The sequence below is a fragment of the Burkholderia sp. AU4i genome, from assembly GCF_000466765.1.
Lineage (GTDB): Bacteria > Pseudomonadota > Gammaproteobacteria > Burkholderiales > Burkholderiaceae > Burkholderia > Burkholderia cepacia.
In genome coordinates this window covers 1-26,738 of sequence record NZ_ASSI01000101.1, presented here as the reverse complement: position 1 = coordinate 26,738, position 26,738 = coordinate 1, and the positions used below count along the sequence as shown (strand labels likewise).

The 26,738-nt window shown below is 65.7% G+C and carries 24 protein-coding genes; 10 read left to right on the top strand and 14 right to left on the bottom strand.

What is annotated here, in order from left to right:
* Positions 1-36: 36 nt before the first annotated feature.
* The 3 genes from L810_RS23185 to L810_RS23175 form a co-directional block, all read right to left on the bottom strand.
* Positions 37-780 (bottom strand): Leucine-, isoleucine-, valine-, threonine-, and alanine-binding protein, encoded by a 744-nt coding sequence (locus L810_RS23185; protein ID WP_021160757.1) that lies wholly within the window; start codon positions 778-780, stop codon positions 37-39.
* A gap of 204 nt (positions 781-984) precedes the next feature.
* A complete protein-coding gene (ispH, locus tag L810_RS23180) occupies positions 985-1,965 on the bottom strand; it encodes a 4-hydroxy-3-methylbut-2-enyl diphosphate reductase (protein ID WP_021160756.1) in 981 nt (326 codons plus the stop codon).
* Between the two features lie 2 nt (positions 1,966-1,967).
* Entirely contained in the window at positions 1,968-2,423 is a 456-nt protein-coding gene (locus L810_RS23175; RefSeq protein WP_021160755.1) for an FKBP-type peptidyl-prolyl cis-trans isomerase, read from the bottom strand.
* A 135-nt stretch (positions 2,424-2,558) separates the two neighbouring features.
* Between L810_RS23175 and radC the strand changes: the two genes are divergently transcribed.
* The 4 genes from radC to nadB all read left to right on the top strand — a co-directional run bounded on the left by radC (position 2,559) and on the right by nadB (position 5,735).
* A complete protein-coding gene (gene radC, locus L810_RS23170) occupies positions 2,559-3,332 on the top strand; it encodes a RadC family protein (protein ID WP_021160753.1) in 774 nt (257 codons plus the stop codon).
* Positions 3,333-3,569: 237 nt separating this feature from the next.
* Positions 3,570-3,803 (top strand): 50S ribosomal protein L28, encoded by a 234-nt coding sequence (gene rpmB, locus L810_RS23165; RefSeq protein ID WP_004186391.1) that lies wholly within the window; start codon positions 3,570-3,572, stop codon positions 3,801-3,803.
* Positions 3,804-3,820: 17 nt separating this feature from the next.
* A complete protein-coding gene (gene rpmG, locus L810_RS23160) occupies positions 3,821-3,988 on the top strand; it encodes a 50S ribosomal protein L33 (RefSeq protein ID WP_006478046.1) in 168 nt (55 codons plus the stop codon).
* A gap of 160 nt (positions 3,989-4,148) precedes the next feature.
* Positions 4,149-5,735 carry an L-aspartate oxidase gene (gene nadB / locus L810_RS23155; RefSeq protein WP_021160752.1) on the top strand — a complete coding sequence of 529 codons (1,587 nt, stop codon included), beginning with the start codon at positions 4,149-4,151 and terminating at the stop codon, positions 5,733-5,735.
* Positions 5,736-5,825: 90 nt separating this feature from the next.
* Here nadB and nadC read toward each other — a convergent pair whose 3' ends face one another.
* The 6 genes from nadC to purN form a co-directional block, all read right to left on the bottom strand.
* Complete coding sequence (gene nadC / locus L810_RS23150; protein ID WP_021160751.1) at positions 5,826-6,710, bottom strand: carboxylating nicotinate-nucleotide diphosphorylase; 885 nt, start codon at positions 6,708-6,710, stop codon at positions 5,826-5,828.
* Positions 6,707-7,843 carry a quinolinate synthase NadA gene (gene nadA, locus L810_RS23145; protein WP_021160750.1) on the bottom strand — a complete coding sequence of 379 codons (1,137 nt, stop codon included), beginning with the start codon at positions 7,841-7,843 and terminating at the stop codon, positions 6,707-6,709. Before nadA ends, nadC begins: the two co-directional genes overlap by 4 nt.
* Positions 7,844-8,292: 449 nt before the next feature.
* On the bottom strand, positions 8,293-9,486 hold the full coding sequence (locus L810_RS23140; RefSeq protein ID WP_027786669.1) for a DesA family fatty acid desaturase: 1,194 nt from the start codon (positions 9,484-9,486) through the stop codon (positions 8,293-8,295).
* Positions 9,487-9,707: 221 nt separating this feature from the next.
* Positions 9,708-11,072 (bottom strand): mechanosensitive ion channel family protein, encoded by a 1,365-nt coding sequence (locus L810_RS23135; RefSeq protein ID WP_021160748.1) that lies wholly within the window; start codon positions 11,070-11,072, stop codon positions 9,708-9,710.
* Positions 11,073-11,090: 18 nt separating this feature from the next.
* The gene (locus L810_RS23130; RefSeq protein ID WP_021160747.1) at positions 11,091-12,356 is read right to left on the bottom strand and encodes an RsmB/NOP family class I SAM-dependent RNA methyltransferase; all 1,266 of its coding nucleotides are present in this window, start codon (positions 12,354-12,356) and stop codon (positions 11,091-11,093) included.
* The gene (gene purN, locus L810_RS23125; protein WP_021160746.1) at positions 12,353-13,015 is read right to left on the bottom strand and encodes a phosphoribosylglycinamide formyltransferase; all 663 of its coding nucleotides are present in this window, start codon (positions 13,013-13,015) and stop codon (positions 12,353-12,355) included. The genes L810_RS23130 and purN overlap by 4 nt, the downstream gene beginning before the upstream one ends.
* Positions 13,016-13,137: 122 nt before the next feature.
* On the opposite strand from purN, the gene L810_RS23120 reads away from it, so the two are divergent.
* The 5 genes from L810_RS23120 (at position 13,138) to dut (ending at position 19,354) form a co-directional block, all read left to right on the top strand.
* Positions 13,138-14,130: a bifunctional riboflavin kinase/FAD synthetase gene (locus tag L810_RS23120; RefSeq protein WP_021160745.1), complete on the top strand. Its 993-nt coding sequence runs from the start codon at positions 13,138-13,140 to the stop codon at positions 14,128-14,130.
* 102 nt (positions 14,131-14,232) lie between these two features.
* Positions 14,233-17,070: an isoleucine--tRNA ligase gene (gene ileS / locus L810_RS23115; protein WP_021160744.1), complete on the top strand. Its 2,838-nt coding sequence runs from the start codon at positions 14,233-14,235 to the stop codon at positions 17,068-17,070.
* Between the two features lie 2 nt (positions 17,071-17,072).
* The gene (lspA, locus tag L810_RS23110) at positions 17,073-17,573 is read left to right on the top strand and encodes a signal peptidase II (protein ID WP_021160743.1); all 501 of its coding nucleotides are present in this window, start codon (positions 17,073-17,075) and stop codon (positions 17,571-17,573) included.
* A 67-nt stretch (positions 17,574-17,640) separates the two neighbouring features.
* The gene (gene coaBC, locus L810_RS23105; protein WP_021160742.1) at positions 17,641-18,852 is read left to right on the top strand and encodes a bifunctional phosphopantothenoylcysteine decarboxylase/phosphopantothenate--cysteine ligase CoaBC; all 1,212 of its coding nucleotides are present in this window, start codon (positions 17,641-17,643) and stop codon (positions 18,850-18,852) included.
* A 55-nt stretch (positions 18,853-18,907) separates the two neighbouring features.
* Positions 18,908-19,354, top strand: a complete 447-nt coding sequence (gene dut, locus L810_RS23100) for a dUTP diphosphatase (RefSeq protein WP_021160741.1) — start codon at positions 18,908-18,910, stop codon at positions 19,352-19,354.
* A 51-nt stretch (positions 19,355-19,405) separates the two neighbouring features.
* Here dut and L810_RS23095 read toward each other — a convergent pair whose 3' ends face one another.
* The 4 genes from L810_RS23095 to clpS all read right to left on the bottom strand — a co-directional run bounded on the left by L810_RS23095 (position 19,406) and on the right by clpS (position 24,409).
* Entirely contained in the window at positions 19,406-20,176 is a 771-nt protein-coding gene (locus L810_RS23095; protein WP_042975795.1) for a COG4705 family protein, read from the bottom strand.
* Between the two features lie 138 nt (positions 20,177-20,314).
* Positions 20,315-21,694 carry an amino acid permease gene (locus L810_RS23090; protein ID WP_021160739.1) on the bottom strand — a complete coding sequence of 460 codons (1,380 nt, stop codon included), beginning with the start codon at positions 21,692-21,694 and terminating at the stop codon, positions 20,315-20,317.
* 103 nt (positions 21,695-21,797) lie between these two features.
* The gene (gene clpA / locus L810_RS23085; protein WP_021160738.1) at positions 21,798-24,098 is read right to left on the bottom strand and encodes an ATP-dependent Clp protease ATP-binding subunit ClpA; all 2,301 of its coding nucleotides are present in this window, start codon (positions 24,096-24,098) and stop codon (positions 21,798-21,800) included.
* Positions 24,095-24,409, bottom strand: a complete 315-nt coding sequence (gene clpS, locus L810_RS23080; protein ID WP_006398529.1) for an ATP-dependent Clp protease adapter ClpS — start codon at positions 24,407-24,409, stop codon at positions 24,095-24,097. The genes clpA and clpS overlap by 4 nt, the downstream gene beginning before the upstream one ends.
* Positions 24,410-24,954: 545 nt before the next feature.
* On the opposite strand from clpS, the gene L810_RS23075 reads away from it, so the two are divergent.
* A complete protein-coding gene (locus L810_RS23075) occupies positions 24,955-25,158 on the top strand; it encodes a cold-shock protein (protein ID WP_006488945.1) in 204 nt (67 codons plus the stop codon).
* A 181-nt stretch (positions 25,159-25,339) separates the two neighbouring features.
* Here L810_RS23075 and L810_RS23070 read toward each other — a convergent pair.
* Positions 25,340-26,738, bottom strand: a 1,399-nt coding sequence (locus tag L810_RS23070) for a multicopper oxidase family protein (protein ID WP_042975776.1), incomplete at its 5' end; no start/stop codon positions are given.

The following is a 26,738-nucleotide window of genomic DNA, read 5'->3' as shown; positions in this document are numbered from 1 at the left end:
CACCGCACTGTTCCGGTGCCGTCATGAGTCCCGTCGCTAAATCGTCACGACATCGAGGACGGTGTTCGTGGCCTCCTTGAAGTCGTGGGGCAGCATGCCGAGACGGCCATCGTCCGGTTGCCCGGCATCCGTGCCTTTTCCCGTCCGGCGCGAGGCGAGCCCCGCATCCGGGCAGATCGGATTCCGTGTCGCGCTGCCCCGCAAGGCACCGCGAACGCCGTGCCCGACATTCGTCAGGACTGCGTTGGAATCCATCGTACGAACCAGACCGCGCGCCGCGACATCATGGCTCGCGGCAACACGCTGTTTCGTCGAATCGAAATGAAAGGGGGCCGGCGACATCGGCACGCTGCCCGCAGCGCCGGGCTCCATGGCCGGCCTGCGTCGATCGGCGCGCACGGTCGCTGTCACGCCACGACCGGCGGCTTGCTGCGCTGCAACCTGCGTGCCCGCTGCCTGGCCGTTCGCCAGGCCAAGCGCGTTGATTTCCTCGATCGCCAAACGTGCCCCGTTTTCCTTGTCCTTGCCCAATTGCGCAATGCGGCACGCGAACGGTGCCGCACGACCGGTTCCGGCGACGCGCACGCCGCTGGCCGGCGGTGCCGCGAACACCGCAGCCTCCCTCCCCGCCCCGCCGTCGCTCTTTTTGCTGCAGCCGGCAAGCATTGCAACCGGTGCGGCGACGGACACGGCGTAAGCCAACTTCACATGCATCGAATGGTCTCCCGCGCCTTGCCAAAACCCGATTTCAAAGCCATTCAGGCCTGAAAACGGGCGCATTGTAACTCCATTTATAGGACGCCAATAATCCTGATTCGATGGGGTTTTCCTGCATTGCAACCAATTTTGAGAGACGCTTGAAAACGATGGGAGCAACCCGGTTGCACCGTGAATGCGGAGAATGGTTGCGATTGCAATTCCGACGGGTAAAAAAAAGCGCGCCGGGAGGCGCGCTTCGGTGTGTCCGCAGGTGCGCTGCGTCAATCAGGCGGCGGGCGGCAGGTTCAACCCGCGCGGCAGCGGAAACGACACGTTTTCCTCGATGCCTTCGAGCGCGCGGACGTTGCGCACGCCGAGCTCGCGCAGGCGTGCGATCACGGCCTGGGCGAGCACTTCAGGTGCCGACGCGCCGGCCGTCACGCCGATGCGGCGCTTGCCCGCGACCCATGCCGGGTCGATCTGGTCGGGTGCATCGACCATGTAGGCGTCCACGCCGCGCTTCTCGGCCACTTCGCGCAGGCGGCTCGAATTCGAGCTGTTCGGGCTGCCGACGACGATCACGACATCGCATTGCGGCGCCATGAACTTCACTGCGTCCTGGCGGTTCTGCGTCGCGTAGCAGATGTCCTGCTTCTTCGGCTCGCGGATTTTCGGATACTTGGCCTTCAACGCGCCGATGATCTCGGCTGCATCGTCGACGGACAGCGTCGTCTGCGTGACGAGCGCGATGCGCTCGGGATCGGCGAGCTCAAGCTTCTGCACGTCCTCGACGCTCTCGACGAGATGCATGCCGCGCTCGACCTGACCCATCGTGCCTTCGACTTCCGGATGGCCCTTGTGGCCGATCATCACGATGTCGACGCCATCCTGGCGCATCTTCGCCACTTCGACGTGCACCTTCGTGACGAGCGGGCAGGTTGCGTCGTAAATGCGCAACCCGCGCACGTCGGCCTCGTCGCGCACGGCCTTCGACACGCCGTGCGCACTGAAGATCACGGTATTGCCGGCCGGCACTTCCTCGAGTTCCTCGACGAAGATCGCGCCTTTCTTCTTCAGATCCTCGACCACGTACTTGTTGTGGACGATTTCGTGACGAACGTAGATCGGCGCACCGTGCATCGCGATTGCGCGCTCGACGATCTCGATCGCGCGATCGACGCCCGCGCAGAAACCGCGCGGCTGGGCCAGCAGGATTTCGGCGTCGGCTGCGACGGTCTGCCCGGACAGCGTATCGGTGGTGCTCATGATTACAGGATTCCGATGATTTTCACTTCGAACGTGAGCGCTTGGCCCGCGAGCGGATGATTGAAGTCGAACAGTGCCGAGGTCTCGCTGACTTCCTTCAGCACCCCCGCGTACCGGCCGCCGTCCGGCGCATTGAACTCGATCAGTTCGCCCGGCGTGAAATCGTCGCCGACCATCCCGTTCTCGCGCAGCGTCGACAGCGTGACGCGCTGGAGCATGTCGGGATTGCGGGGACCGAACCCCTGTTCGGGCGATAGCTGAAAAGTCGAATGGTCGCCGACCCTGAGCCCGATCAGAATCTGTTCCAGCGACGGCGCCAGTTGCCCCGCGCCGAGCAGCAGCGTGGCCGGCTTGTCGGTGAAGGTGTTGACAATGTCGGCGCCGTCGGCCAGTGCCAGCCGGTAATGCAACGTGACGTGGGAACCGGGCTTCACTTCGGATAGATCGATGAGGCTCATGAATTACTCGTTCGGTCGGCGCCCGATACGGCCGAAAGGCCCGGCGCAAAGCCAATATTGTAAGTCACCTGAGCGCGCAAGGCGGAAAGTGCGACGACGTCGCGCATACCGCCCGCCGCCAACGGAGTTTCGAGCATGCTGTCACCCTGCCTCACCCTGCCGCCCGTCGAATGCCGCGACACCGCCGATCTGCCGGCCGATCCGCCCGGCCGCGGCCTCCCGATCCGCCGGCGCAAGCGCCGCCCGCGCGACTGGCGGCCCGAGCGGCCGCGCGAGCGATTGCTGGAGCGCGGGCCGGCCGCGCTGACCAACGACGAACTGATCGCCCTGTTGCTCGGCACCGGCAAGCCGGGGCACGACGTGTTCGTCACGGCCCGCGCGCTGGTCCGGCAGTTCAAGACGTTGCGCGGGCTGCTCGAGGCAACCGCCGACGATTTCGAGGCGCACCCCGGCATCGGCCCCGCGCGCTCCGCGCGGCTGGTTGCGGTCACCGAGATCGCGCGGCGCGTACTGAAGGAGAAAGCGCGCGAGAAGCGGCTGATCGATTCGCCCGGCGCGGTCGAGGACTATCTGCGGATGAAGATCGGCGCGCGCCCGTACGAAGTGTTCGCCGCGGTCTACCTCGACGCGCGCCACGGCCTGATCGACACCGAGGAAATCACGCGCGGCTCGCTGACGCGCATGGCCGTCTACCCGCGCGAGATCGTGCGCAGCGCGATGGCGCACAACGCCGCCGCGCTGATCGTCGCGCACAATCACCCGTCGGGCGCGGTGCAGCCGAGCGCCGAGGATCGGCGCCTGACCCGCGTGCTGCACGACGCGCTCGCGCTCGTCGACGTTCAGCTGCTCGATCACATCGTCATCGGCACCAGTGATACTTTTTCGTTCGCACGGGCCGGTTGGCTGTAGACTGTGCGGTTGCGGCCCGCCTGAGGGCGCCGCAACGGCGATGCGAAATTAGGTTTGATTTTTCTGAACTTTTTCTGCTAGAATCGCCGTCTGTCTTTTTTCCAACCAGTTCTAGCCATCGAAGGGCCTTGTCTGTAAGGGCTTCGGCGTTCTGAGTGCAGCCATGGATCACGTGGCGGTACGATGGAACCTTCATCGGCGATCGAACCCCGAATTTAGCGTATTAGGAGTGCTCTCATGGCACGCGTATGCCAAGTAACTGGGAAAGCGCCGATGAGCGGCAACAACGTTTCCCACGCCAACAACAAGACGAAGCGCCGCTTCCTGCCGAACCTGCAAAACCGCCGGTTCTGGGTAGAGAGCGAAAACCGCTGGGTGCGCCTGCGCGTCTCGAACGCCGGCCTGCGCCTGATCGACAAGAACGGCATCGATTCCGTGCTCGCTGACCTGCGCGCACGCGGCGAAGCCTAAGCCCAAGGAGCACAATCATGGCAAAAGGCGCACGCGACAAGATCAAGCTCGAGTCGACCGCTGGTACGGGTCACTTCTACACGACCACGAAGAACAAGCGCAACATGCCGGAAAAGATGGCGATCAAGAAGTTCGATCCCGTCGTCCGCAAGCATGTGGAATACAAAGAAACCAAGATCAAGTAATCTCCGGTTTCTGCCAGCCTGACGGCGACCGAAAAGCCCCGCACATGCGGGGCTTTTTGTTTTGCGCGCACGCTCCGGCGCGACGCGGTATGCTCTCCCCTTTCCGCGGCTGCGGCCGCCGGAACGCACAAGATCAAAAGCGTAACGATGGAGATGCAGCATGAAATTCGACGTGGCGATCGTCGGCAGCGGCCTGGCAGGGCTGTCGGTCGCACTCAACCTGGCCAGCACGCGACGTGTCGCGCTGATCGCGAAACGTTCGATGATGGAGGGGGCAAGCGATAACGCGCAAGGCGGCATCGCGGCCGTCCTCGATTCGGCGGACAGCATCGAGAACCACGTCGACGACACGCTGGTCGCCGGCGGCGGGCTGTGCGACGAAGGCGCGACGCGCTACATCGTCGAGCACGGCCGCGAAGCGATCGAATGGCTGATCTCCCAGGGCGTGCCGTTCACGAAGGACGACGCTGCCGAGCTCGGCTTCCACCTCACGCGCGAAGGCGGCCACAGCCACCGCCGGATCATCCACGCGGCCGACGCGACCGGCCACGCGGTGCTCGCGACGCTGTCGGCGCGGGCGCGCCAGCATCCGAACATTACGTTCTTCGAGAACCACCACGCGATCGACCTGATCACGTCGGACCGCCTCGGCCTGCCCGGCCGCCGCTGTCACGGCCTGTATGCGCTCGACGTCGACAACGACCGCACGATCACGATCGAGGCGCCGCATACGGTGCTCGCGACCGGCGGCGCCGGCAAGGTCTACCTGTACACGACGAACCCCGACACCGCGACCGGCGACGGCATCGCGATGGCGTGGCGCGCGGGCTGCCGCGTGTCCAACATGGAATTCATCCAGTTCCACCCGACCTGCCTGTTCCATCCGTATGCAAAGTCGTTCCTGATCTCGGAAGCCGTGCGCGGCGAAGGCGGCCTGCTGAAGTTGCCCGACGGTACGCGCTTCATGCCCGCGCATGATCCTCGCGCCGAACTCGCACCGCGCGACATCGTCGCACGCGCGATCGACTTCGAGATCAAGAAGCGCGGGATCGACTGCGTATATCTCGACATCAGCCACCAGCCGGAAGCGTTCCTGCGCGAGCACTTCCCGACGATCCACGCGCGCTGCCTCGAATTCGGCATCGATATCGCGAAGCAGCCGATTCCCGTCGTGCCGGCCGCACACTACACGTGCGGCGGCGTCGTCACCGATCTCGCCGGGCGCACCGATCTCGCGGGCCTGTATGCGGTCGGCGAAACGTCGTACACCGGGCTCCACGGTGCGAACCGGCTCGCGAGCAACTCGCTGCTCGAATGCCTCGTGATCGGCCGCGCGGCGGCCGGGGCGATCGAGGCGGCCGGCTTCGATGCCGAAACACCCGCCACGCTGCCCGCATGGGACGAAAGCCGCGTGTCGGATGCGGACGAGGAAGTCGTCGTTGCGCACAACTGGGACGAGCTGCGCCGCCTGATGTGGAACTACGTCGGCATCGTGCGTACCGACAAGCGCCTCGAACGCGCGAAGCACCGGCTGTCGCTGCTGCGCGACGAGATCCAGGAGTACTACGCGAACTTCCGCGTGACGCGCGACCTGCTCGAACTGCGCAACCTCGTCGACGTGGCGACACTGATCGTGAAAAGCGCGTACTCGCGCCGCGAAAGCCGCGGGCTGCACTACAGCCGCGACTGGCCGAACACGCTGCCGAAGGCGCTGCCGAGCGTGCTCACGCCCCGCTCGCGCCGCTGACCGCCACGCCGTTCCCGGCTGCGGCCCACAAAAAAGCCGCTGGCGTTTGCGCGCCAGCGGCTTTTTTTCGTCAGACGGTATGTCGCGCGATCAGTCGACGATCCGCATCGAATAGTCCGTCGCGCGCACGTCCTTCGTCAGCGCGCCGATCGAGATACGGTCGACACCCGTTTCCGCGAACGCACGCACCGTATCGAAATTGACGCCGCCCGACACTTCGAGCACGGCCTTGCCGTTCGCGACACGCACCGCTTCACGCATCATGTCGAGCGTGAAGTTGTCGAGCAGCACCGACTGCGCGCGATGCGCGAGTGCCGTATCGAGTTGCGCGAGCGTCTCGACTTCGACCTGCACGGGCACGCCCGACTCCAGCGCGAACGCCGCGTCGAGCGCCTCGCCGACACCGCCTGCCGCCGCGATGTGGTTCTCCTTGATCAGGATGCCGTCATACAGCGCGAGACGCTGGTTCTCGCCGCCGCCGACACGCACAGCGTATTTCTGCGCGAGCCGCAGGCCCGGCAGCGTCTTGCGCGTGTCGAGGATCTTCGCGCGCGTGCCTTCGACGCGCTCGACGTAACGGCGCGTCGCAGTCGCGACCCCCGACAGCAATTGCAGGAAGTTCAGTCCGTTGCGCTCGGCCGTCAGCAGTGCACGCGCCGGCCCTTCGAGTTCGCAGACGGTCGAATCGGGCGTCATCCGGTCGCCTTCGCGATAGCGCCATTGCACGACGATCGCCGGATCGATTCGCGCAATCACGGCCTCGAACCACGGTACACCGCACAACACGGCGTCTTCCCGCACGATGATGCGCGCCCGGCGACGCCCGCCGGCCGGCACGAGCCGCCCGGTCTGGTCGCCCGTGCCGACGTCTTCCGCGATCGCATCGGCCACGTTGCGCGCGATCGCGTCGTCGAATGCCGCACCGTATTGCTCGCGGACGACGTCGAACAGCGGGGATACGGCTGCGTTCGTCATGCAGCCCCCACGTTCGCAAACAGTTGCTGGTCGCGCTGCAGATCGCCGCTCGCCTGCACGCGCTTCTTGTGCGCCGCTGCGAAATCGAGCATCCGGTCGATCGGCAGACGTGCACGCTCGCCGATCGCGGGATCGACGAAGATCTCGTTGTGACCACGTTCGAGCACGTCGGCGAGGTTCGCGAGGCCGTTCATCGCCATCCACGGGCAATGTGCGCAGCTCTTGCAGGTCGCGCTGTTGCCGGCCGTCGGTGCGGCGATGAAGGTCTTGCCCGGCGCCGCGAGCTGCATCTTGTGCAGGATGCCGAGATCGGTCGCGACGATGAAGCGCGTCGCGTCGAACTTCACGGCTGCGTCGATCAATTGCGTCGTCGAGCCGACGACGTCCGCCTGTGCGACGACATTTTCCGGCGACTCGGGGTGGACGAGCACCTTCGCGTCCGGATACTCGGCGCGCAGCAGGTCGAGTTCGATGCCCTTGAACTCGTCGTGGACGAGGCACGAGCCTTGCCACAACAGCATGTCCGCGCCGGTTTTCTTCTGGATGTAGCTGCCGAGATGGCGATCCGGCGCCCAGATGATCTTCTCGCCGCGCGCATGCAGGTCGGCCACGATCTCGAGGCCGATCGACGACGTGACCATCCAGTCCGCGCGCGCCTTCACGGCGGCGCTGGTATTCGCGTAGACGACGACGGTACGGTCGGGATGCGCATCGCAGAACGCCGAGAATTCGTCGACCGGGCAGCCGAGGTCGAGCGAGCAGGTCGCATCGAGGTCGGGCATCAGGATCCGCTTGTTCGGGCTCAGGATCTTCGCGGTTTCGCCCATGAAGCGCACGCCGGCGACGACCAGCGTCTGCGCGTCGTGATCGCGGCCGAAGCGGGCCATTTCGAGCGAGTCGGCGACACAGCCGCCCGTTTCGTCGGCCAGTTCCTGCAATTCGGCGTCGACGTAGTAGTGCGCGACCAGGACGGCCTTTTCACGCACGAGTAACGCCTTGATACGTGCCTTCAGTGCAGCGCGTTCTTCGGCGGACGGTGCGTCGGGCACCTTGGCCCATGCCTGCCCGACGCCGCACACGGTCCCTGCTGCGACGGGCCGATCGTATTCGACGGGTTTGATCGTCGATTGCATCTCCATATCTCCTGTCGATCCAAGTTAGCGCTTTAGCGCTTACTTGGATCCCATGCTTCGCGGTCGATCCAAGTTAGTGCTTTGGCGCTTACTTGGATCCCATGCTTCGCGGTCGATCCAAGCTAGTGCTTTGGCGCTTACCTGGATCCCATGCTTCGCGGTCGATCCAAGTTAGTGCTTTGGCGCTTACTTGGATCCCATGCTTCGCGGTCGATCCAAGTTAGTGCTTTGGCGCTTACCTGGATCCCACGCTTCGCGGCCGACCAGCATCGGCGCCTTGGCGCCCCCTCCGGCCTCACCCCTGTGCTCGCCCCGAGGCAACCATTCGCCGCCGCCCCAAGCCTCATACAAATCCGGCCCAACCGGTCACCTTCAAAAACCGGAAGTCCAAATAAAAAACCCCGCCAACGCGGGGTTTTTGACGTCCTTAGATTCTAATCGATTTCGAATCAGGCGTAGCGGCGCAGGCGCGTCGCGAATTCCTGCAGCGCCTTGATGCCGCTTTGTTCTGCGCGATGGCACCAATCCTGCAATTGCGCGAGAAGCTGTTCGCGCGATGCAGTCGAACGATCCCAGATCGCGGCCAGATCCTGGCGGAGCTGGAAGTACGTGTGCAGCTTCTGGCTGTTCGCGAAGATTTCCGGCAGCAGCTTCTTCTGCGGCTCGTCGAGGCCGTCGGCATCCTTGTGGAACCACTTGCGCGCACCACGCATCAGCTGGTACTTCTCGCCGCCGATTTCCTTCAGGTGCGCAAGCTCCTGGCGGTATGCGCGCTTCACGGCCTTGCCGTAGCGCGCCATCACTTCGTAGCGGTTCGACAGCACGGCCTGCAGCGTTTCCTGGTCGAGCACCGTCTTCGGCTTGTTCAGGCGCGGCGTCGGTGCGACCTTCTTCACCTTCGCGAGACCGAATGCCGACATGATGCGGATGTACATCCAGCCGATGTCGAACTCGTACCACTTGTTCGACAGCTTCGCCGACGTCGCGAACGTGTGGTGGTTGTTGTGCAGCTCTTCGCCGCCGATCACGATGCCCCACGGGAACAGGTTCGTGCTCGCGTCGGCCGAGTTGAAGTTGCGATAACCCCAGAAGTGACCGAAGCCGTTGACGACGCCAGCCGCCCAGAACGGAATCCAGACCATCTGCACGGCCCAGACGGTCAGGCCGAGCACGCCGAACAGCGCGACGTCGATCACCATCATCAGGCTCACGCCGAGGATCGGGTACTTCGAGTAGATGTTGCGTTCGATCCAGTCGTTCGGCGTGCCGTGGCTGAACTTGCGCATCGTCTCTTCATTCTTCGCTTCCGCGCGATACAGCTCGGCGCCCTCGAGGAACACCTTCCAGATGCCGCGCGTCTGCGGGCTGTGCGGATCTTCCTCGGTCTCGCACTTCGCATGGTGCTTGCGGTGAATCGCGGCCCACTGGCCCGTCAGCATGCCGGTCGTCATCCACAGCCAGAGGCGGAAGAAGTGGCTCGCGATCGGATGCAGCTCGAGTGCGCGATGCGCCTGGCAGCGGTGCAGGTAGACCGTCACGCCGATGATCGTGACGTGCGTGACGGCGAGCGCGAACAGCGCGACCTGCCACCACGAAAAATGCAGGAGCCCGTGGGAAAGAAAATCGAGCAGGGAATTCAACAAGGCAGTTACCTGTGATGAGAGCGACGCCGGCCCGCGCCAAGCGTCAGAAAAATGAAAGCATACCGCGTGTAGACCAGAATTTTACTTCAACCGTTCCAAGTCTTTGTAAAAAATGAACATTTTCTTGCCCTGACGCAACCAGCGCAGTCCATGGGCGGACTCGGAACGGCCCGCGATCCGGTTTCGACCGCGGGGTCGATACGTTTGGCGGCCAGCTTGCGCTACGCAGCCGGTGCGCGCCCGTCCACCGCGCCGTTGCCGGCCACCACGCCCGCGGCAGGAAAGCTGTCCGGCAGCCCCACGACCCGCACTTCGCGCTGCGGGAACGGGATCGAAATCCCGTGCTCGCTGAACAGCCGCCAGATATTGCGGTTCACGGTCGAACGCACGCCGGACGTCCCTTTCGCCGAGTCCTCGATCCAGAAACCGAGCTCCAGGTCGATCCCGTCCGCACCGAAGCCCACCAGATACGGGGTCGGAGCCGGCTCCGCCAGCACGCGCGGCACGTCCCTGGCCGCCTCGGCGAGCAACACGAGCGCGTGCTCGACATCGCTGGTGTACGCGACCTGCACCGCGACCTTCGCGTAGCCGCGCGTCAGGTACGACGACTGGTTCTGCACGACGTCGGTGATCAGTTTCTCGTTCGGAATCAGCGTCTCGTTGCCGTCGAGGCCGCGCACGACGGTGTAGCGCGTGCGAATCTGCGTGACGACGCCCTGCAGCCCGCCGACGCTGATCGCATCGCCGAGCCGCAGCGAACGGTCGAGCAGGATGATGAAACCCGACACGTAGTTGCTGGCGATCTTCTGCAGCCCGAAACCGAGGCCGACACCCACCGCGCCGCCGAACACGCCGAGCACCGTCACGTCGATGCCGACCAGCGACAGCCCGATCAGGATCGCCGCAAATACCAGCAGCGCGCGGCCGACCCGCGACAGCACGACCTTCAGGTTCGCGTCGAGCGTGCTTGCGCGCGTGAGGCGGTCCTCGAGCACCGAGCCCAGCCACATCGCGACCATCAGCGTCACGCATACCCACAGCGCGCCGGAAATCACCGACAGCAGCGTGAGGTGCGCGTTGGCGACGCGGAACTGCACGCTGTCGAGCCAGCCCAGCACGTCGCGCTGAATGCCCAGCACGGTCAGCACCATCGCGGCCCACACGACGGTCGACACGATCTTCTCGACGATCGACAGCCACGCGTGCGTGTGGCCGTCGCGCGCGAACACGCGCCGCGCGAAGAAGAACAGCACGTAGATCAGCCCGATGCCGAACAGCGGCACGAGCGCCAGCGACAGCAGCGACGTCGACATGAACGGGTCGAACGCGAGTTGCGCGGCGCCGACGAAGACGCTGCCGAACAACGGGAACAGCGCGCGCTTCAGGCTTTGCGCGCCCGCGCCGGGCGCGCGGCCGGCCGCCCGGCGGCGTGCATCGATGCGGCCGTGCACGAAGCGCGCGGTCACCCATGCGAAACACAGCGCGCCGACGAGGATCGCCGCCTGCCAGATCATCACCGGCTGGTGGAAGTCACGAATGACCGATTCCAGCCGGTGCGACAGCAGGCGGCTCTGCAGGTTTTCCATCGTCAGTCCGGGCAGTCGTTACTGCGCGGCGCGCCGTTCGAGGACCGCGGCGAAGAAGCCGTCGGTCGCGTGACGGTGCGGCCACAACGACAGGTAGTCGCCGGTCTCGAGCGCGATGCGCTGGTCATCCAGCACCTTCTGCGCCGGCACCAGCACGAACTCGGGATGATCGGCCAGGAACTGCTCGACGATGCGTTCGTTCTCGGCGTCGAGCACGCTGCACGTGGCGTAGACGAGCCGGCCGCCCTTCTTCACCAGGCGCGCGGCGCTCGCGAGGATCGACGCCTGCTTCGGCGTGAGTTCGTCGATCGCGGTACGCGTCTGGCGCCACTTCAGGTCCGGATTGCGGCGCAGCGTGCCGAGGCCGCTGCACGGCGCGTCGACCAGCACGCGGTCGATCTTGCCGGCGAGCCGCTTAATCTTCGCGTCGTGCTCGCTGTCGATCAGCACCGGGTTCACGTTCGACAGCCCGCTGCGCGCGAGACGCGGCTTCAGCTTCGCGAGGCGCTTCTCCGACACGTCGAACGCATAGAGGCGCCCGGTCGAGCGCATCATCGCGCCCAGCGCGAGCGTCTTGCCGCCCGCGCCCGCGCAGAAATCGACGACCATCTCGCCGCGGCGCGGCGCGACCAGCGAACACAGCAGCTGGCTGCCTTCGTCCTGCACCTCGATCGCGCCTTCCTCGAACAGCTTCAGGCGCGTCAGCGCCGGCTTGCCGACCACGCGCACGCCGAACGGTGCGAACGGGGTCGCGCCCGCGTCGATGCCGCTCGCGCGCAGCCCGTCGATGACCTGGTCGCGGCTCGCCTTCTGCGCATTGGCGCGCAGGTCGAGCGGCGCCGGATAGTTCAGCGCGGCGGCGAGCTGCGCGAGCTCGTCGGCATCGAAACGGGCCGACAGCGCCTGGTGAATCCAGTCGGGCAGGTTCGTGCGAATGCGCACTGGCAGGCTCGCCGGGTCGATTTTCGACACGTGCTCGAGCCAGGCCGACTCGGTGTCCGACAGGAACGGCTTCAGCGCATTGCGGCCGACCGTCTGCATCAGGCCGAGCAGCGTGAGGCGTCGTGCCGGCGTACCGGTGCCGCTCTCGGCGAGGTGCGAAAACTCCATTTTCCGGCGCAGCACCGCGAACACCGCCTCGGCGATCACACCGCGTTCGGCATGCCCGAGCTTCGGGTGCGCGCGGAAGAACCGGCTCGTCGTCGCGTCGGCGGGGCCGGCGAACTTCAGCACCTCGGCCAGCAAAGTCTCGGTCTGGCCGATCAGGAATCCGTGCAGCTTCATACGCCCTCACTCGTTTCGGTATGCGGTTGATCCGCGAAAATCCAGCGCGCCTCTTCCGGCGCCACCACTGCGCGGCCGTTCTCGAGGCGCAAACGGCCCTCGATGAACCAGCGCACCGCGCGCGGATACAGCACATGCTCGACCGCCAGCACGCGCTGCGCGAGCGCCGCCGCGTCGTCGCCCGCGCGCACGGGCACCGCGCCCTGCGCGACGATCGCGCCGCTGTCGAGCTCGGGGATGACGAAATGCACGCTCGCGCCATGCAGCGCGACACCCGCGTCGAGCGCCTGCTGATGCGTGTGGATGCCCTTGAAGCTCGGCAGCAGCGACGGATGGATGTTCAGCAACCGGCCTTCGTATCGTCTGACGAATGCGGGCGTGAGGATGCGCATGAAGCCGGCGAGGACGACGAGATCGGGCGCAAACCGGTCGATCTCGGCGGCGAGCGCCGCGTCGAAGCTGTCGCGGCCGTCGAACGAGCGGTGGTCGACCACCGCCGTCGCCACCCCGTGCGACGCGGCAAAAGCCAGTCCGGCCGCGTCGGGCCGGTTGGCGATCACGGCGGCAATCTCGGCCGGCCAGCGTTCCTGCGCGCACGCGCGGACGATGGCCTCCATGTTGCTGCCGCGACCGGAAATCAGGATCACGAGTTTTTTCATCCGCGAATTTTACCATTCGCCCCCGCGTTTCCCGCCTTCTCGGCCGCCGGCCCGCCCGAACGTTTATAATCTTCTGCTTTGCGGCATCCCACCGCCCATTCCCCGACGCTGCATCCGCTATCGTGAAAGTCTTCCGCGGCCTGCCCAACGCCGAGAGCCGCGCCCCGTGCGCGCTGACGATCGGCAACTTCGACGGTGTCCATCGCGGCCACCAGGCCCTGCTCGCGCGCGTGCGCGCGGCAGCGGACGCGCGCGGCCTGCCCGTGTGCGTGATGACGTTCGAGCCGCACCCGCGCGAATTCTTCAACCCCGCCGGCGCGCCGCCGCGCATCGCGATGCTGCGCGACAAGCTCGAGGCGCTGCGCGATCACGGTGTCGACCGCGTCGTCGTCGAGCACTTCAATCACACGTTCGCGAGCCAGTCGCCGCAGGCGTTCGTCGAACGCACGCTGGTGAACGGGCTGCACACGCGCTGGATGATGGTCGGCGACGATTTCTGCTACGGCGCGAAGCGCGCGGGCACCTTCGACACGCTGAAGGCGGCCGGCGAACAGTACGGCTTCGAGGTCGAGCAAATGGGTACGGTCGCGGGCAGCGACGGCACGCGCATCTCCAGCTCGGGCGTGCGCGCCGCGCTCGCCGCGGGCGATCTCGACGCGGCCGCGCAGGCGCTCGGCCACGGCTATGCGATCAGCGGCCACGTCGCGCACGGGCTGAAGCTCGGCCGCGACCTCGGCTTCCCGACGCTGAACCTGCCGATCGCGCACAAGCGTCCGGCGCTCGCGGGCATCTTCGTCGTGCAGGTGCACGGCCTCGGCCCCACCCCGCTGCCGGGCGTCGCGAGCCTCGGGCTGCGCCCGACCGTCGACGATTCCGGCCGCGTGCTGCTCGAGGTCCACCTGCTCGACTGGCACGGCGACGCGTACGGCAAGCTCATCCGCGTCGAATTCCTGAAAAAGCTGCGCGACGAGGCGAAATTCGACGATCTCGAGGCGCTGTCGCGCGCGATCGCGCTGGACGTCGCGAATGCACGCGCGTACTTCATCGAGCGCGACCGTGCGCCGGGCAGCCGCGCCACGGGCTTCTCGACGTCGGCCACCGACCGAATTAGCTGATCCGGACGGCGGCGCCTGGCGCCGCGCCCTCGCGCCGCTCACCCGCGCGCATCCCCGATTCACGACGCTCGCGCGTCTCCCGATTTAGATAGCGATCCCATCATGAGCAACAAGAAAGCCGATTCGAAACCGCAGGCCAAGTATCCGGTCAACCTGCTCGACACGCCGTTCCCGATGCGCGGCGACCTGCCCAAGCGCGAGCCGCAGTGGGTCAAGGAATGGGAAGAACGCGGCCTCTACGAGAAGATCCGCGCGGCCAGCAAGGGCCGGCCGAAGTTCATCCTGCACGACGGCCCGCCGTATGCGAACGGCGACATCCACCTCGGCCACGCCGTCAACAAGATCCTGAAGGACATCGTCGTCAAGTCGCGCAACATGGCCGGCTTCGACGCGCCGTACGTGCCCGGCTGGGATTGCCACGGGATGCCGATCGAGATCCAGATCGAGAAGCAGTTCGGCAAGTCGCTGCCGGCGGCCGAAGTGATGAGCAAGGCGCGCGCGTACGCGACCGAGCAGATCGAGAAGCAGAAGGTCGGCTTCAAGCGTCTCGGCGTGCTCGGCGACTGGGCCGACCCGTACAAGACGATGAACTTCGTCAACGAGGCGGAAGAGATCCGCGCGCTCGGCAAGATCATCGAGAAGGGCTACGTGTATCGCGGGCTGAAGCCGGTGAACTGGTGCTTCGACTGCGGCTCGGCGCTCGCGGAAGCGGAAGTCGAGTACAAGGACCGCACCGACCCGACGATCGACGTGATGTTCGCGTTCGCGGAACCGGAAAAGACCGCGCAGGCGTTCGGCCTGCCGGCGCTGCCGCGCGCCGACGGCGGCATCGTGATCTGGACCACCACGCCGTGGACGATCCCCGCGAACCAGGCGCTGAACCTCCATCCGGAAATCGTCTACGCGCTGGTCGACACCGAGCGCGGGCTGCTGATCGTCGCGGAAGAACGCGTCGAAGCCTGCATGTCCGACTTCAAGCTGACCGGCCGCGTCGTTGCAACCGCGCCGGGCGTGAAGCTCGCGAACCTGCGCTTCCACCACCCGCTCGCATCGGCCCACCCCGGCTACAAGCGCACCGCGCCCGTCTACCTCGGCGACTACGTGACGACCGACACGGGTACCGGCGTCGTGCACTCGTCGCCGGCATACGGCATCGAGGACTTCCAGTCGTGCAAGGCGCACGGGATGACCGACTCGGACATCATCAACCCGGTGATGGGCGACGGCCGTTACATCGAATCGCTGCCGCTGTTCGGCGGCCTGTCGATCTGGGACGCGAACCCGAAGGTCGTCGACGCGCTGCGCGAAGCCGGCTCGCTGCTGCGCAGCGAGCACTACAAGCACAGCTACATGCACTGCTGGCGTCACAAGACGGCGATCATCTACCGTGCGACGTCGCAGTGGTTCGCCGGCATGGACGTGACGCCGCGCGACGGCGGCAAGACGCTGCGCGAAACCGCGCTCGAAGGCATCGACGCCACCGCGTTCTACCCGTCGTGGGGCAAGCAGCGCCTGTTCAGCATGATCGCGAACCGTCCCGACTGGACGCTGTCGCGCCAGCGCCAATGGGGCGTGCCGATGGCGTTCTTCGTGCACAAGGAAACCGGCGAGCTGCACCCGCGCACGCTCGAGCTGCTCGAGGAAGTCGCGAAGCGCGTCGAGCAGTCGGGTATCGAGGCCTGGCAGACGCTCGACCCGCGCGAGCTGATCGGCGACGACGCGAACCTGTACGAAAAGAACCGCGACACGCTCGACGTGTGGTTCGACTCCGGCACGACGCACTGGCACGTGCTGCGCGGCTCGCACAAGGATCAGCTGCAGTTCCCGGCCGACCTCTACCTCGAAGGCTCGGACCAGCACCGCGGCTGGTTCCACTCGTCGCTGCTGACCGCGTCGATGATCGACGGCCGTGCGCCGTACAAGGGCCTGCTCACGCACGGCTTCACGGTCGACGGCGAAGGCCGCAAGATGAGCAAGTCGCTCGGCAACGGCATCGATCCGCATGAAGTCGCGAACCGCCTCGGTGCGGAAATCATCCGCCTGTGGATCGCATCGACCGACTATTCGGGCGAGCTCGCGATCTCCGAGGAAATCCTGAAGCGCGTGACCGAAGGCTATCGCCGCATCCGCAACACGCTGCGCTTCCTGCTCGCGAACCTGTCGGACTTCGACTTCGCGCAGCACGCGGTGCCCGTCGAGGACTGGCTCGAGATCGACCGTTATGCGGTCGCGTTCTCGCAGCAACTGCAGACGGAACTGCTCGGCCACTACGAGAAGTACGAGTTCCACCCGGTCGTCGCGAAGCTGCAGACGTACTGCTCGGAAGATCTCGGCGGCTTCTACCTCGACGTGCTGAAGGACCGCCTGTACACGAGCGCGGCCGATTCGCGCGCGCGCCGCTCCGCGCAGACCGCGCTGTACCACCTCACGCACGGCCTGCTGCGCGTGCTCGCGCCGTTCCTGTCGTTCACGGCGGAAGAAGCGTGGAAGGTGTTCCAGCCGGCCAGCGACACGATCTTCACGGAAACCTACTACGCGTATCCGGAAGTCGCCGGCTCGGCCGCGCTGATCGAGAAGTGGGCGCTGCTGCGCGACGTGCGCGGCAACGTGACGAAGGCGCTCGAGGAAGCGCGCACCGCGAACCGCATCGGTTCGTCGCTGCAGGCCGAAGTCGCCGTGCATGCGAGCGGCGCACGCTACGACGCGCTCACGAGCCTCGGCGATGATCTCAAGTTCGTGCTGATCACGTCGGCCGCGACGGTCGTCAAGGTCGACGACGAAGCGCAGGAAAGCGTCGACGTCGCAGCGTCGAAGTACCAGAAGTGCGAACGCTGCTGGCACTACCGCGAAGATGTCGGCGCGCACGCCGATCACCCGACGCTGTGCGGCCGCTGCTTCTCCAACCTGTTCGAAAACGGCGAAATCCGGAGCGCTGCTTGAATATGGCGAAAACCCTGTCGAAACCGGCCAGCGGCGCGCTTGCGCCCTGGCTGGGCATTTCGCTGATCGTGATCCTGTTCGACCAGCTGTCGAAGATCGCGATCCTGAAAACGTTCGTGTATGGCGCGCAGCACGCGCTGACGTCGTTCTTCAACCTCGTGCTGGTGTACAACCGCGGCGCCGCGTTCGGCTTCCTGTCGACCGCGAGCGGCTGGCAGCGCTGGGCGTTCACCGCGCTCGGCATCGGCGCGACGCTCGTGATCTGCTTCCTGCTGAAGCGCCACGGCCACCAGCGGCTGTTCAGCGTGTCGCTCGCGCTGATCCTTGGCGGCGCGCTCGGCAACGTGATCGACCGGCTCGTCTACGGCCACGTGATCGACTTCCTCGATTTCCACCTCGGCGCCTGGCACTTCCCGGCGTTCAACCTCGCCGATTCCGCGATCACGATCGGCGCGGTGCTGCTGATCTACGACGAACTGCGTCGCGTGCGCGGCTCGCGCTAAGCGCGCATACTCGGCGTCGACGGCCGGCTTCGCGCCGGCCGTTCCGTTCGACCCTTGGAGGCCTGAGTTGGCACAAGCAGAACTCGCAGGAAAACACCTCGTTCTCGGCCTGACGGGCGGCATCGCCTGCTACAAGATCGCCGAGCTCACGCGGCTGCTCGTGAAGGCAGGCGCGACCGTGCAGGTCGCGATGACCGAAGCCGCTACCCAGTTCATCACGCCCGTCACGATGCAGGCGCTGTCGGGGCGGCCCGTCTATACGAGCCAGTGGGACGCGCGCATCGACAACAACATGGCGCACATCGACCTGTCGCGTGAAGCCGACGCGATCGTGATTGCGCCGGCGTCGACGGATTTCCTCGCGAAGCTTGCGCACGGGTTCGCGGACGATCTGCTGTCGACGCTGTGCGTCGCGCGCGATTGCCCGCTGCTCGTCGTCCCCGCGATGAACCGCCAGATGTGGCAGAACCCGGCCACGCAACGCAACGCCGCGCAACTGCGCGCGGACGGCGTGTCGGTGCTCGGCCCGGATTCGGGTGCGCAGGCGTGCGGCGAAGTCGGCGACGGCCGCATGCTCGAGCCCGAGGCGATCTATGAAGCGATCGTCGCGCACTTCGCGCCGAAGGTGCTCGCGCACCGGCGCGTGCTGATCACGGCCGGCCCGACGTTCGAGCCGCTCGACCCGGTACGCGGCCTCACGAACCGCTCGAGCGGCAAGATGGGTTTCGCGCTCGCGCGCGCCGCGCAGCAGGCCGGCGCCGACGTGCATCTCGTCGCGGGGCCGGTCGCGCTCGACACGCCGTGGGGCGTCTACCGCCAGGACGTGCAGACGGCCCAGCAGATGTACGACGCGGTAATGCAGGCCGTGAACGACGCCGACATCTTCATCGCGGTGGCCGCGGTCGCCGACTGGCGCGTCCCCCAGCCGGCCGAGCACAAGATGAAGAAGACGGCCGACCGCAAGATGCCCGCACTCGCATTCGTCGAGAACCCGGACATCCTCGCGTCGGTCGCGGCGCTGCCCGATCCGCCGTACTGCGTCGGGTTCGCGGCCGAAAGCGGCGACCTCGACGTGCACGGCGACGAGAAGCGCAAACGCAAGAACGTGCCGCTGCTCGTCGGCAACCTCGGCCCGCTGACGTTCGGCCGCGACGACAACGAAGTCGTGCTGTTCGAGGCAACCGGCCTCACGCGCCTGCCGCGCGCACCGAAAGACGAACTCGCGCACACGCTCGTCGCGGAAATCGCGAAACGCCTGCCCGACAACCGCCTGATCTGATCTCCCGCGCGGCGGTGCTTGCTGCCGCGCCCTTCCCGACCGATTCGACGACCGCATGAAACTCGACCTGAAGATTCTCGACGCGCGCATGCGCGACTACCTGCCCGCCTATGCGACCACCGGCAGCGCGGGCCTCGACCTGCGCGCATGCCTCGACGCGCCGGTCACGCTGCAGCCGGGCGAAACGACGCTCGTGCCGACCGGCCTCGCGATTCACCTCGCCGATCCGGGCTACGCCGCGCTGATCCTGCCGCGCTCGGGCCTCGGCCACAAGCACGGCATCGTGCTCGGCAACCTCGTCGGCCTGATCGATTCCGACTACCAGGGCCAGCTGATGGTCTCGACGTGGAACCGCGGCCAGACCGAGTTCGTGCTGAATCCGTTCGAACGGCTCGCGCAACTCGTGATCGTGCCGGTCGTGCAGGCGCAGTTCAACATCGTCGACGACTTCGCGGAAAGCGATCGCGGCGAAGGCGGCTTCGGCAGCACCGGCCGTCACTGAACGGCGCAATGACAAAGGGGCCTCGCGGCCCCTTTTTCCTGTCCGTCTCCGTCACTCTTCGACGGGTTGCGCGATCCGCGCGGGCGCAAGGTCGCGCTGCCGCGCCTGGGCGACGATCGCGTAGATCACCAGTGCGACCAGCACGCCGAGCAGCACCGCCGACGAACCTACCGTCCCGAGCGCGAGGCCACCCTTCGCAACCGGCTTCGTCAGCAGATCGCCGACCGTCGCACCGAACGGCCGCGTGAGCACGAACGCGGCCCAGAACAGCAGCACGCCCGAGATCCGCGTGAAATAGTGCGCAAGCACGATCGCCGCGAGCAACCCGCCGATCAGCAGCGCGCCGCCGCCGAAACCGAGCCCCGAGCTGTCCGCGAGGAAGTCGCCGAGCGCGGTGCCCAGCGTGTTCGAGAACAGGATCGCGATCCAGTACAGCAGCTCGACCTTGCGCGTGCGGATCAGGTCGACCGACAGCGATTCGCCGCTGAGCCGCCACACGGCGAAGATAGCCAGCAGGATCGCAACCAGGATCGACGAGCCGGCCGCATAACCGAGGCCGAGCGTGCGATCCATGAAATCGGACATCGTCGTGCCGGCCGTGCTCGTCGCGACGATCACGGCCCAGTAGATCGCCGGGCGATAACGCGTCGTCCTGAGCTGCGCGCCCAGCGTCACGAGAAAGAAACCGAACAGCAGGATCGAGCTCACCGCATAACCGACGTTCAGCGTCATCGACAGCAGGTCGCCACCGGTTTCGCCGAGTGTCGTCGCGCAGATCTTCATGATCCAGAACGCGAGCGTGATTTCGGGAAGTTTGTTCATTCGCACCCCTTTTTGCATGAAAGCGGCGAGCCGGCGCATGCCGCGCCCGCCTTGCAGGCAGGATCGAATGTAGTCGTCGCGGGCTTAACGGAACCTTAGCGACCGGAAAAAACGGCGCGGGCGGCCGCGCCGGTACCGTCAACGAGCGTGTTCGTGCCGGTAATGCAGCGCGTACGCGAGCGTGAGCAGCACGACGAACACGACGCCGACCACCATCGTCATCCGAAATTCGCGCGTGAACGCGGTCGTGAACAGGATCGCCGCGACGAGCCCCGCACCGAGCAGGCTGCCGAACGGGTGTCCCCACATCCGGAACGCGAGCTCGGGGCCGCGGTACCGCGAACGGAAGCGCAGGTGCGTGACGAAGATCATCAGCCACGTAAACAGCGCGCCGAACATCGCGATCGCCATCATCACCGTGAACGCGGTGTCGGGCGCGAGCGCGACCAGCACGGCCGCGACCGCGACGCCGCTGGTCGAGATCCACAGCGCCGCGCGCGGCACGCCGTTCGTGCCGAGCCGGCCGAACACCGCGGGCGCGAGCCGCGCGCGCGACAGGCTGAACATCATCCGCGTCGTCACGTAAAGCTGGCTGTTCATCGCCGACAGCGCCGCGATCAGCAACACGAAGTTGATCACGCCCGCCGCGTACGGCACGTGGGTCGCGGCCATCACCTTTACGAACGGGCTTTCGTCGGTGCCGGCCTGCGTCCACGGCACGATCGCGAGCATCAGCGACAGCGTCAGCAGGTAGAACAGGACGAGCCGGAACACGGTCGAGCGGAATGCGCGCGTGACCGCGTGCTGCGGATCGCGCGCCTCGCCGGCCGCGATCGCGACGGCTTCGATGCTCATGTAGCTGAAGATCGCGACGATCACCGCGACCCAGGTGCCCCACGGCCCCTTCGGCATGAAGCCGCCGTGCGCGGTGTAGTTCGCGAACCCGATGCCGGATGCGGCCGGCGCCGACCACACGAGATACGCGCCGAGCACGATGAACACGACGATCGCCGCGATCTTCAGCAGCGAGAATGCGTATTCGACCGTGCCGTACAGCGTGACGCTCGCGAGATTCACGGCGATCAGCAGCGCGGAGAAGCCGATCACCCAGTACCAGCCGGGCACGGCCGGGAACCAGTACTTCATGAACACGGCGATCGCGCTGATCTCGGTGCCGATCGCGAACACCACCGCGAACCAGTACGCATAACGCACCAGGAAACCTGCGAGGGGGCCGACGTAGTGCTCGGCATACGCGCCGAACGAGCCGGCGGTCGGATGCGCGACCGTCATTTCCGCGAGCGCGCCCATCAGCAGCAACGCGATCAGCGCGCCGATCGCATACGAGACCAGCACGCTCGGGCCGGCGAGCCCGATCGCGAACCCGCTGCCGAGGAACAGGCCCGTGCCGATTGCGCCGCCGATCGCGATCATCGCCATCTGCCCCGACGTCAGCGCGTGGCGCAACCCTTGTTCGCGCGCGACGATGTCGTCGAACGTCCGTTGTTGTTGTGTCACTGCGTTACCACTCCCCTGCCCCACCATCGCGCCGCCGGCGCCGGATAAAACGAAACGGCGCGGAGAACTTCCCGCGCCGTTCGCATGAACAACGAATTATCGCTTACTCGACTTCGACCGTCTCTTCGTTCGGCTTGTGCGGCGGATTCGCCAGCTTGTCGAACGACAACTGCACCTTGTCGTTTTCGTCGACATCGACCGTCACGTGGCCGCCGTTGACCAGCTTGCCGAACAGCAACTCGTCGGCCAGCGCGCGCCGGATCGTGTCCTGGATCAGCCGCTGCATCGGCCGCGCGCCCATCAGCGGGTCGAAGCCGTGCTTCGCGAGATGCTTGCGCAACGCGTCGGTGAAGAGCGCGTCGACCTTCTTCTCGTGCAGCTGTTCCTCGAGCTGGATCAGGAACTTGTCGACCACGCGCATGATGATTTCCTCATCGAGCGAGCGGAAGCTGATGATCGAATCCAGGCGGTTGCGGAACTCCGGCGTGAACAGGCGCTTGATGTCGGTCATCTCGTCGCCCGTCTCGCGGCGCGTCGTGAAGCCGATCGTCGCCTTCTGCATCGACTCGGCACCCGCATTCGTCGTCATGATGATGATGACGTTGCGGAAATCCGCCTTGCGGCCGTTGTTGTCCGTCAGCGTGCCGTGGTCCATCACCTGCAGCAGCACGTTGAAGATGTCCGGATGCGCCTTCTCGATTTCGTCGAGCAGCAGCACGCAGTGCGGCTTCTTCGTGACGGCTTCGGTCAGCAGGCCGCCCTGGTCGAACCCGACGTAGCCCGGCGGCGCGCCGATCAGCCGGCTCACCGCGTGACGCTCCATGTATTCCGACATGTCGAAGCGGATCAGCTCGATGCCGAGCGTGAACGCGAGCTGGCGCGCCACTTCGGTCTTGCCGACACCCGTCGGGCCGGAGAACAGGAACGCGCCGATCGGCTTGTCCATCTTGCCGAGGCCCGCGCGCGCCATCTTGATCGAGGCCGCGAGCGCGTCGATCGCCGGATCCTGGCCGAACACGACGCTCTTCAGGTCGCGGTCGAGCGTCTGCAGCTTGCTGCGATCGTCCTGCGACACGCTCTGCGGCGGCACGCGCGCGATCTTCGAGATGATTTCCTCGATCTCGCTCTTGCCGATCGTCTTCTTCTGCTTCGACTTCGGCAGGATGCGCTGGGCGGCGCCCGCCTCGTCGATCACGTCGATCGCCTTGTCCGGCAGGTGACGGTCGGTGATGAAGCGCGCCGACAGTTCGGCCGCGGCCGACAGTGCGCCCGACGAATACTTGACGCCGTGATGCTCCTCGAAGCGCGACTTCAGCCCGCGCAGGATCGCGACCGTCTGCTCGACGCTCGGCTCGCTCACGTCGACCTTCTGGAAGCGCCGCGACAGCGCCGCATCCTTCTCGAAGATGCCGCGATATTCGGTGAACGTGGTCGCGCCGATGCACTTGAGCGTGCCCGACGACAACGCCGGCTTCAGCAGGTTCGACGCATCGAGCGTGCCGCCCGACGCGGCGCCCGCGCCGATCAGCGTATGGATTTCGTCGATGAACAGGATCGCGTGCGGACGCTCCTTGAGCTCCTTCAGCACCGTCTTCAGACGCTGCTCGAAATCGCCGCGATACTTGGTGCCCGCCAGCAGCGCCCCCATGTCGAGCGAATACACCTGCGCGTTCGCAAGGATGTCCGGCACTTCGCCGCGCGTGATGCGATAGGCGAGCCCTTCGGCGATCGCGGTCTTGCCGACGCCGGCTTCGCCGACGAGCAACGGATTGTTCTTGCGGCGACGGCACAGCACCTGCACGACGCGCTCGACCTCGGGCTCGCGACCGATCAGCGGATCGATGCGGCCGTCCTTCGCCATCTGGTTCAGGTTCTGCGTGAACTGCGCGAGCGGCGTTTCCTTCTGCGCATTCGCGTCTTCGCTTTCCGCATTCGCGTCGGTCGACTTAGCGGCTTCGCCGCTGTTCGTCTTCGCGATGCCGTGCGAAATGAAGTTCACCACGTCGAGGCGCGTGACGCCCTGCTGCTGCAGGTAGTACACGGCGTGCGAATCCTTCTCGCCGAAGATCGCGACCAGCACGTTCGCGCCGGTCACTTCCTTCTTGCCGTTCGACGTCGACTGGACGTGCATGATCGCGCGCTGGATCACGCGCTGGAAACCGAGCGTCGGCTGGGTATCGACATCGTCGGTACCCGGGACGGTAGGTGTGTTGTCGTGGATGAAATTGCGCAGGTTCTGACGCAAGTCCTCGATGTTGGCCGCACACGCGCGCAACACCTCGGCTGCCGTCGGATTATCCAGCAGGGCCAGCAGCAGGTGCTCGACCGTAATGAACTCATGGCGCGCCTGGCGTGCTTCCATGAACGCCATGTGCAGGCTGACTTCCAATTCCTGGGCAATCATGCTTCCTCCATCACGCACTGCAGCGGATGCCCTGCCTGCCGCGCATGGGTAACGACTTGCTCAACCTTGGTCGACGCGATGTCCCGCGTATAGACCCCACAAACCCCTCGCCCTTCGCGATGGACCTTCAGCATGATCTGCGTGGCCGTCTCGCGATCCTTCTTGAAATACTCCTGGACCACCATCACGACGAATTCCATCGGCGTGAAGTCGTCGTTCAGCAGCACCACCTTGTACATCGAAGGCGGCTTGAGCTTCTGCTGCTTGCGTTCCAGGACGGTGCTGTCCTGCTTGTCCGGGATAATCGCCATACACCCATTCTAAACAACTCGGACAGGCCCGCAATCCTGCCATTACCCGACCGACCGGCCGGCGCCCTCCCCGGTATCCCGGAACACGCGATCTTCTTCGTGCCATACGAAAGCCGGCTGCGGTGCCGGCTTTCACGCGTGGCGCGGAACACGAACCGTCAGGGGGAACCGCACCGGAACGTCGTGTCCGCATCCAGTATCCCACAAGCCGGGACGACTCGAACGCGTGTCACTCGAGCCTGGTATATGAGCCGATTATGCGGCTTTTCAAGTCCTCGCGCTTGGCCGCGTGCTGCCAAGCAAAGCCGGAAAAACCCTGAAAATGGGTTCTTTACAACGTCCCTCTAAACGTCTAAAAATTCCACTTGACACTCCAATAAAGAGCGCCAACAATCAAGCTGGCACTTTTTTCAATTTGCCGGTCGGCAAGATGAAAGAGGCCGAGGTGAGCTTGTGAGGGGGGAACGGCTGCATTTTCCGGTCGTTTAGCTTTTCGAGCGTGCTCGTGGTAAGTAGCAGCGACTGTGTGACAGGGGAAGTAGGAAATGGCAACTGGTATCGTTAAGTGGTTCAACGACGCGAAGGGCTTCGGTTTCATCACTCCCGATGAGGGCGGTGAGGATCTGTTTGCGCACTTCTCGGCTATCACCATGAATGGCTTCAAGACGCTGAAGGAAGGCCAGAAGGTGAGCTTTGACGTCGTCCAAGGGCCGAAGGGCAAGCAAGCGTCGAACATCCAGGCCGTATAAGGCACCGGATATCAGACGAAGAAACCCGGCGCATTGCGCCGGGTTTCTTTTTTTCGAGGCCGGCCAGTCGATTATCGATTGGCCGGCCTTTTCGTTCAATCCCGATAATTGAACACGTATTGTCTTGTCACACACGCAGATCAGATACTCATCCGGCACGTGAAACATAATCGTCACTTCGTTACACGACCTTCAGCGTGCCCATCATGCCGAGATCCTCGTGTTCGAGAATGTGGCAATGAAACATGCGCTCTCCACGCATGTCCTGCGTGACGAGAATCGTCACGGTTTCGCCGCTGCGCACGTTCACGGTATCGCGCCATGCACGGAACGGTTCGCTCGTGCGCGAACCGCCCGATGCCCGCTCGATCACCTGGAACTGCGTGCCGTGCAGGTGGAACGGGTGATCCATGTCGGTGGTATTGCGAATCTCCCAGCGTTCGACGTCGCCGCGACGGCTCGTCAGCGTCGCGCGGTGCGCCGCGTAGGTTTCGCCGTTGATCGTGAAACGCATGCCGGCCGGACGGCCGTGCGCCGGTCCCTTCATCATCGCGTCCATGTCCATTTCCTCGCCGAACGCGACCGTCTTGTGCGCAACCGGCTCGCCCAGCGGCGGCACCGCACGTAATGTCGTCGGCAACACACGTGCGGTGGCCGGCGCAAACGCGACGTCGGCCAGCGCCAGTGCCGGATCGGCCGGCAGGCTGCCGTGCCCGTCATCGTGCGACATCGACATCTTGCGGCGGTCGTATTCGGCCGCCTGCAGCACCGCGCGCGACGCGCGATCGCCGGCGCGCACCAGCAATTCCGCACGCTCGCCCGGCGCGATCAGCAGCGACGTGACGGGGCGCGGCGCGTCGAACAGCCCGCCGTCGGTGCCCGCGTGCTCGAATGCACGGCCGTCGTCGAACGCGATACGCAAGTAGCGCGCGCTGCACGCGTTCCACACGCGCCAGCGCTCGTCGCCCGCGACGTCGATCCGCGGCCGGCGCGCGCCGTTGACCAGCACGAACTGGCCCTCGCGACCGTTCATCCAGTCCATCATGTCGTTCGGTGCAATCGTGCCGTCACGCGCAAGCTTCAGGTCCGACACGAACAGGTTGCGCTCGGGCCAGCCCGCCAGCGGATCGTCCGCGGCGCGCACGACGAACGGGCCGGCGAGCCCGCGAAACACCTGCTCGGCCGTCATCATGTGCGGATGCGGGTGGTACCAGTAGGTACCGGCGCTCCCCTTCGGCAACGTGAAGCGGTACACGCGCGCCGCGCCGGGCGCGACGGGATCGGACGGGTTGCCGTCCTGGTCGGGCGGCACCGGCAGGCCGTGCCAGTGGATCGTCGACGGTTGCGGCAGCTTGTTCACGAACTTGATCTCGACCGTGTCGCCCTCGCGCACGTCGATCAGCGGACCCACGACGGGGCCCTGCGTGCCCGCGCCGAACTGCCAGAACGTGGTCGGCCGCGCACCCTGCAGCATCGGGCGCGCCACCGGCTGCGCCACCAGCGTGGCCCGGAACGTGCCGGGCTCGCGGCTTTCGTTCGCGAGCGTACGCAGCGCCGCGAGCGGCGCGCCGGCCGGCAGC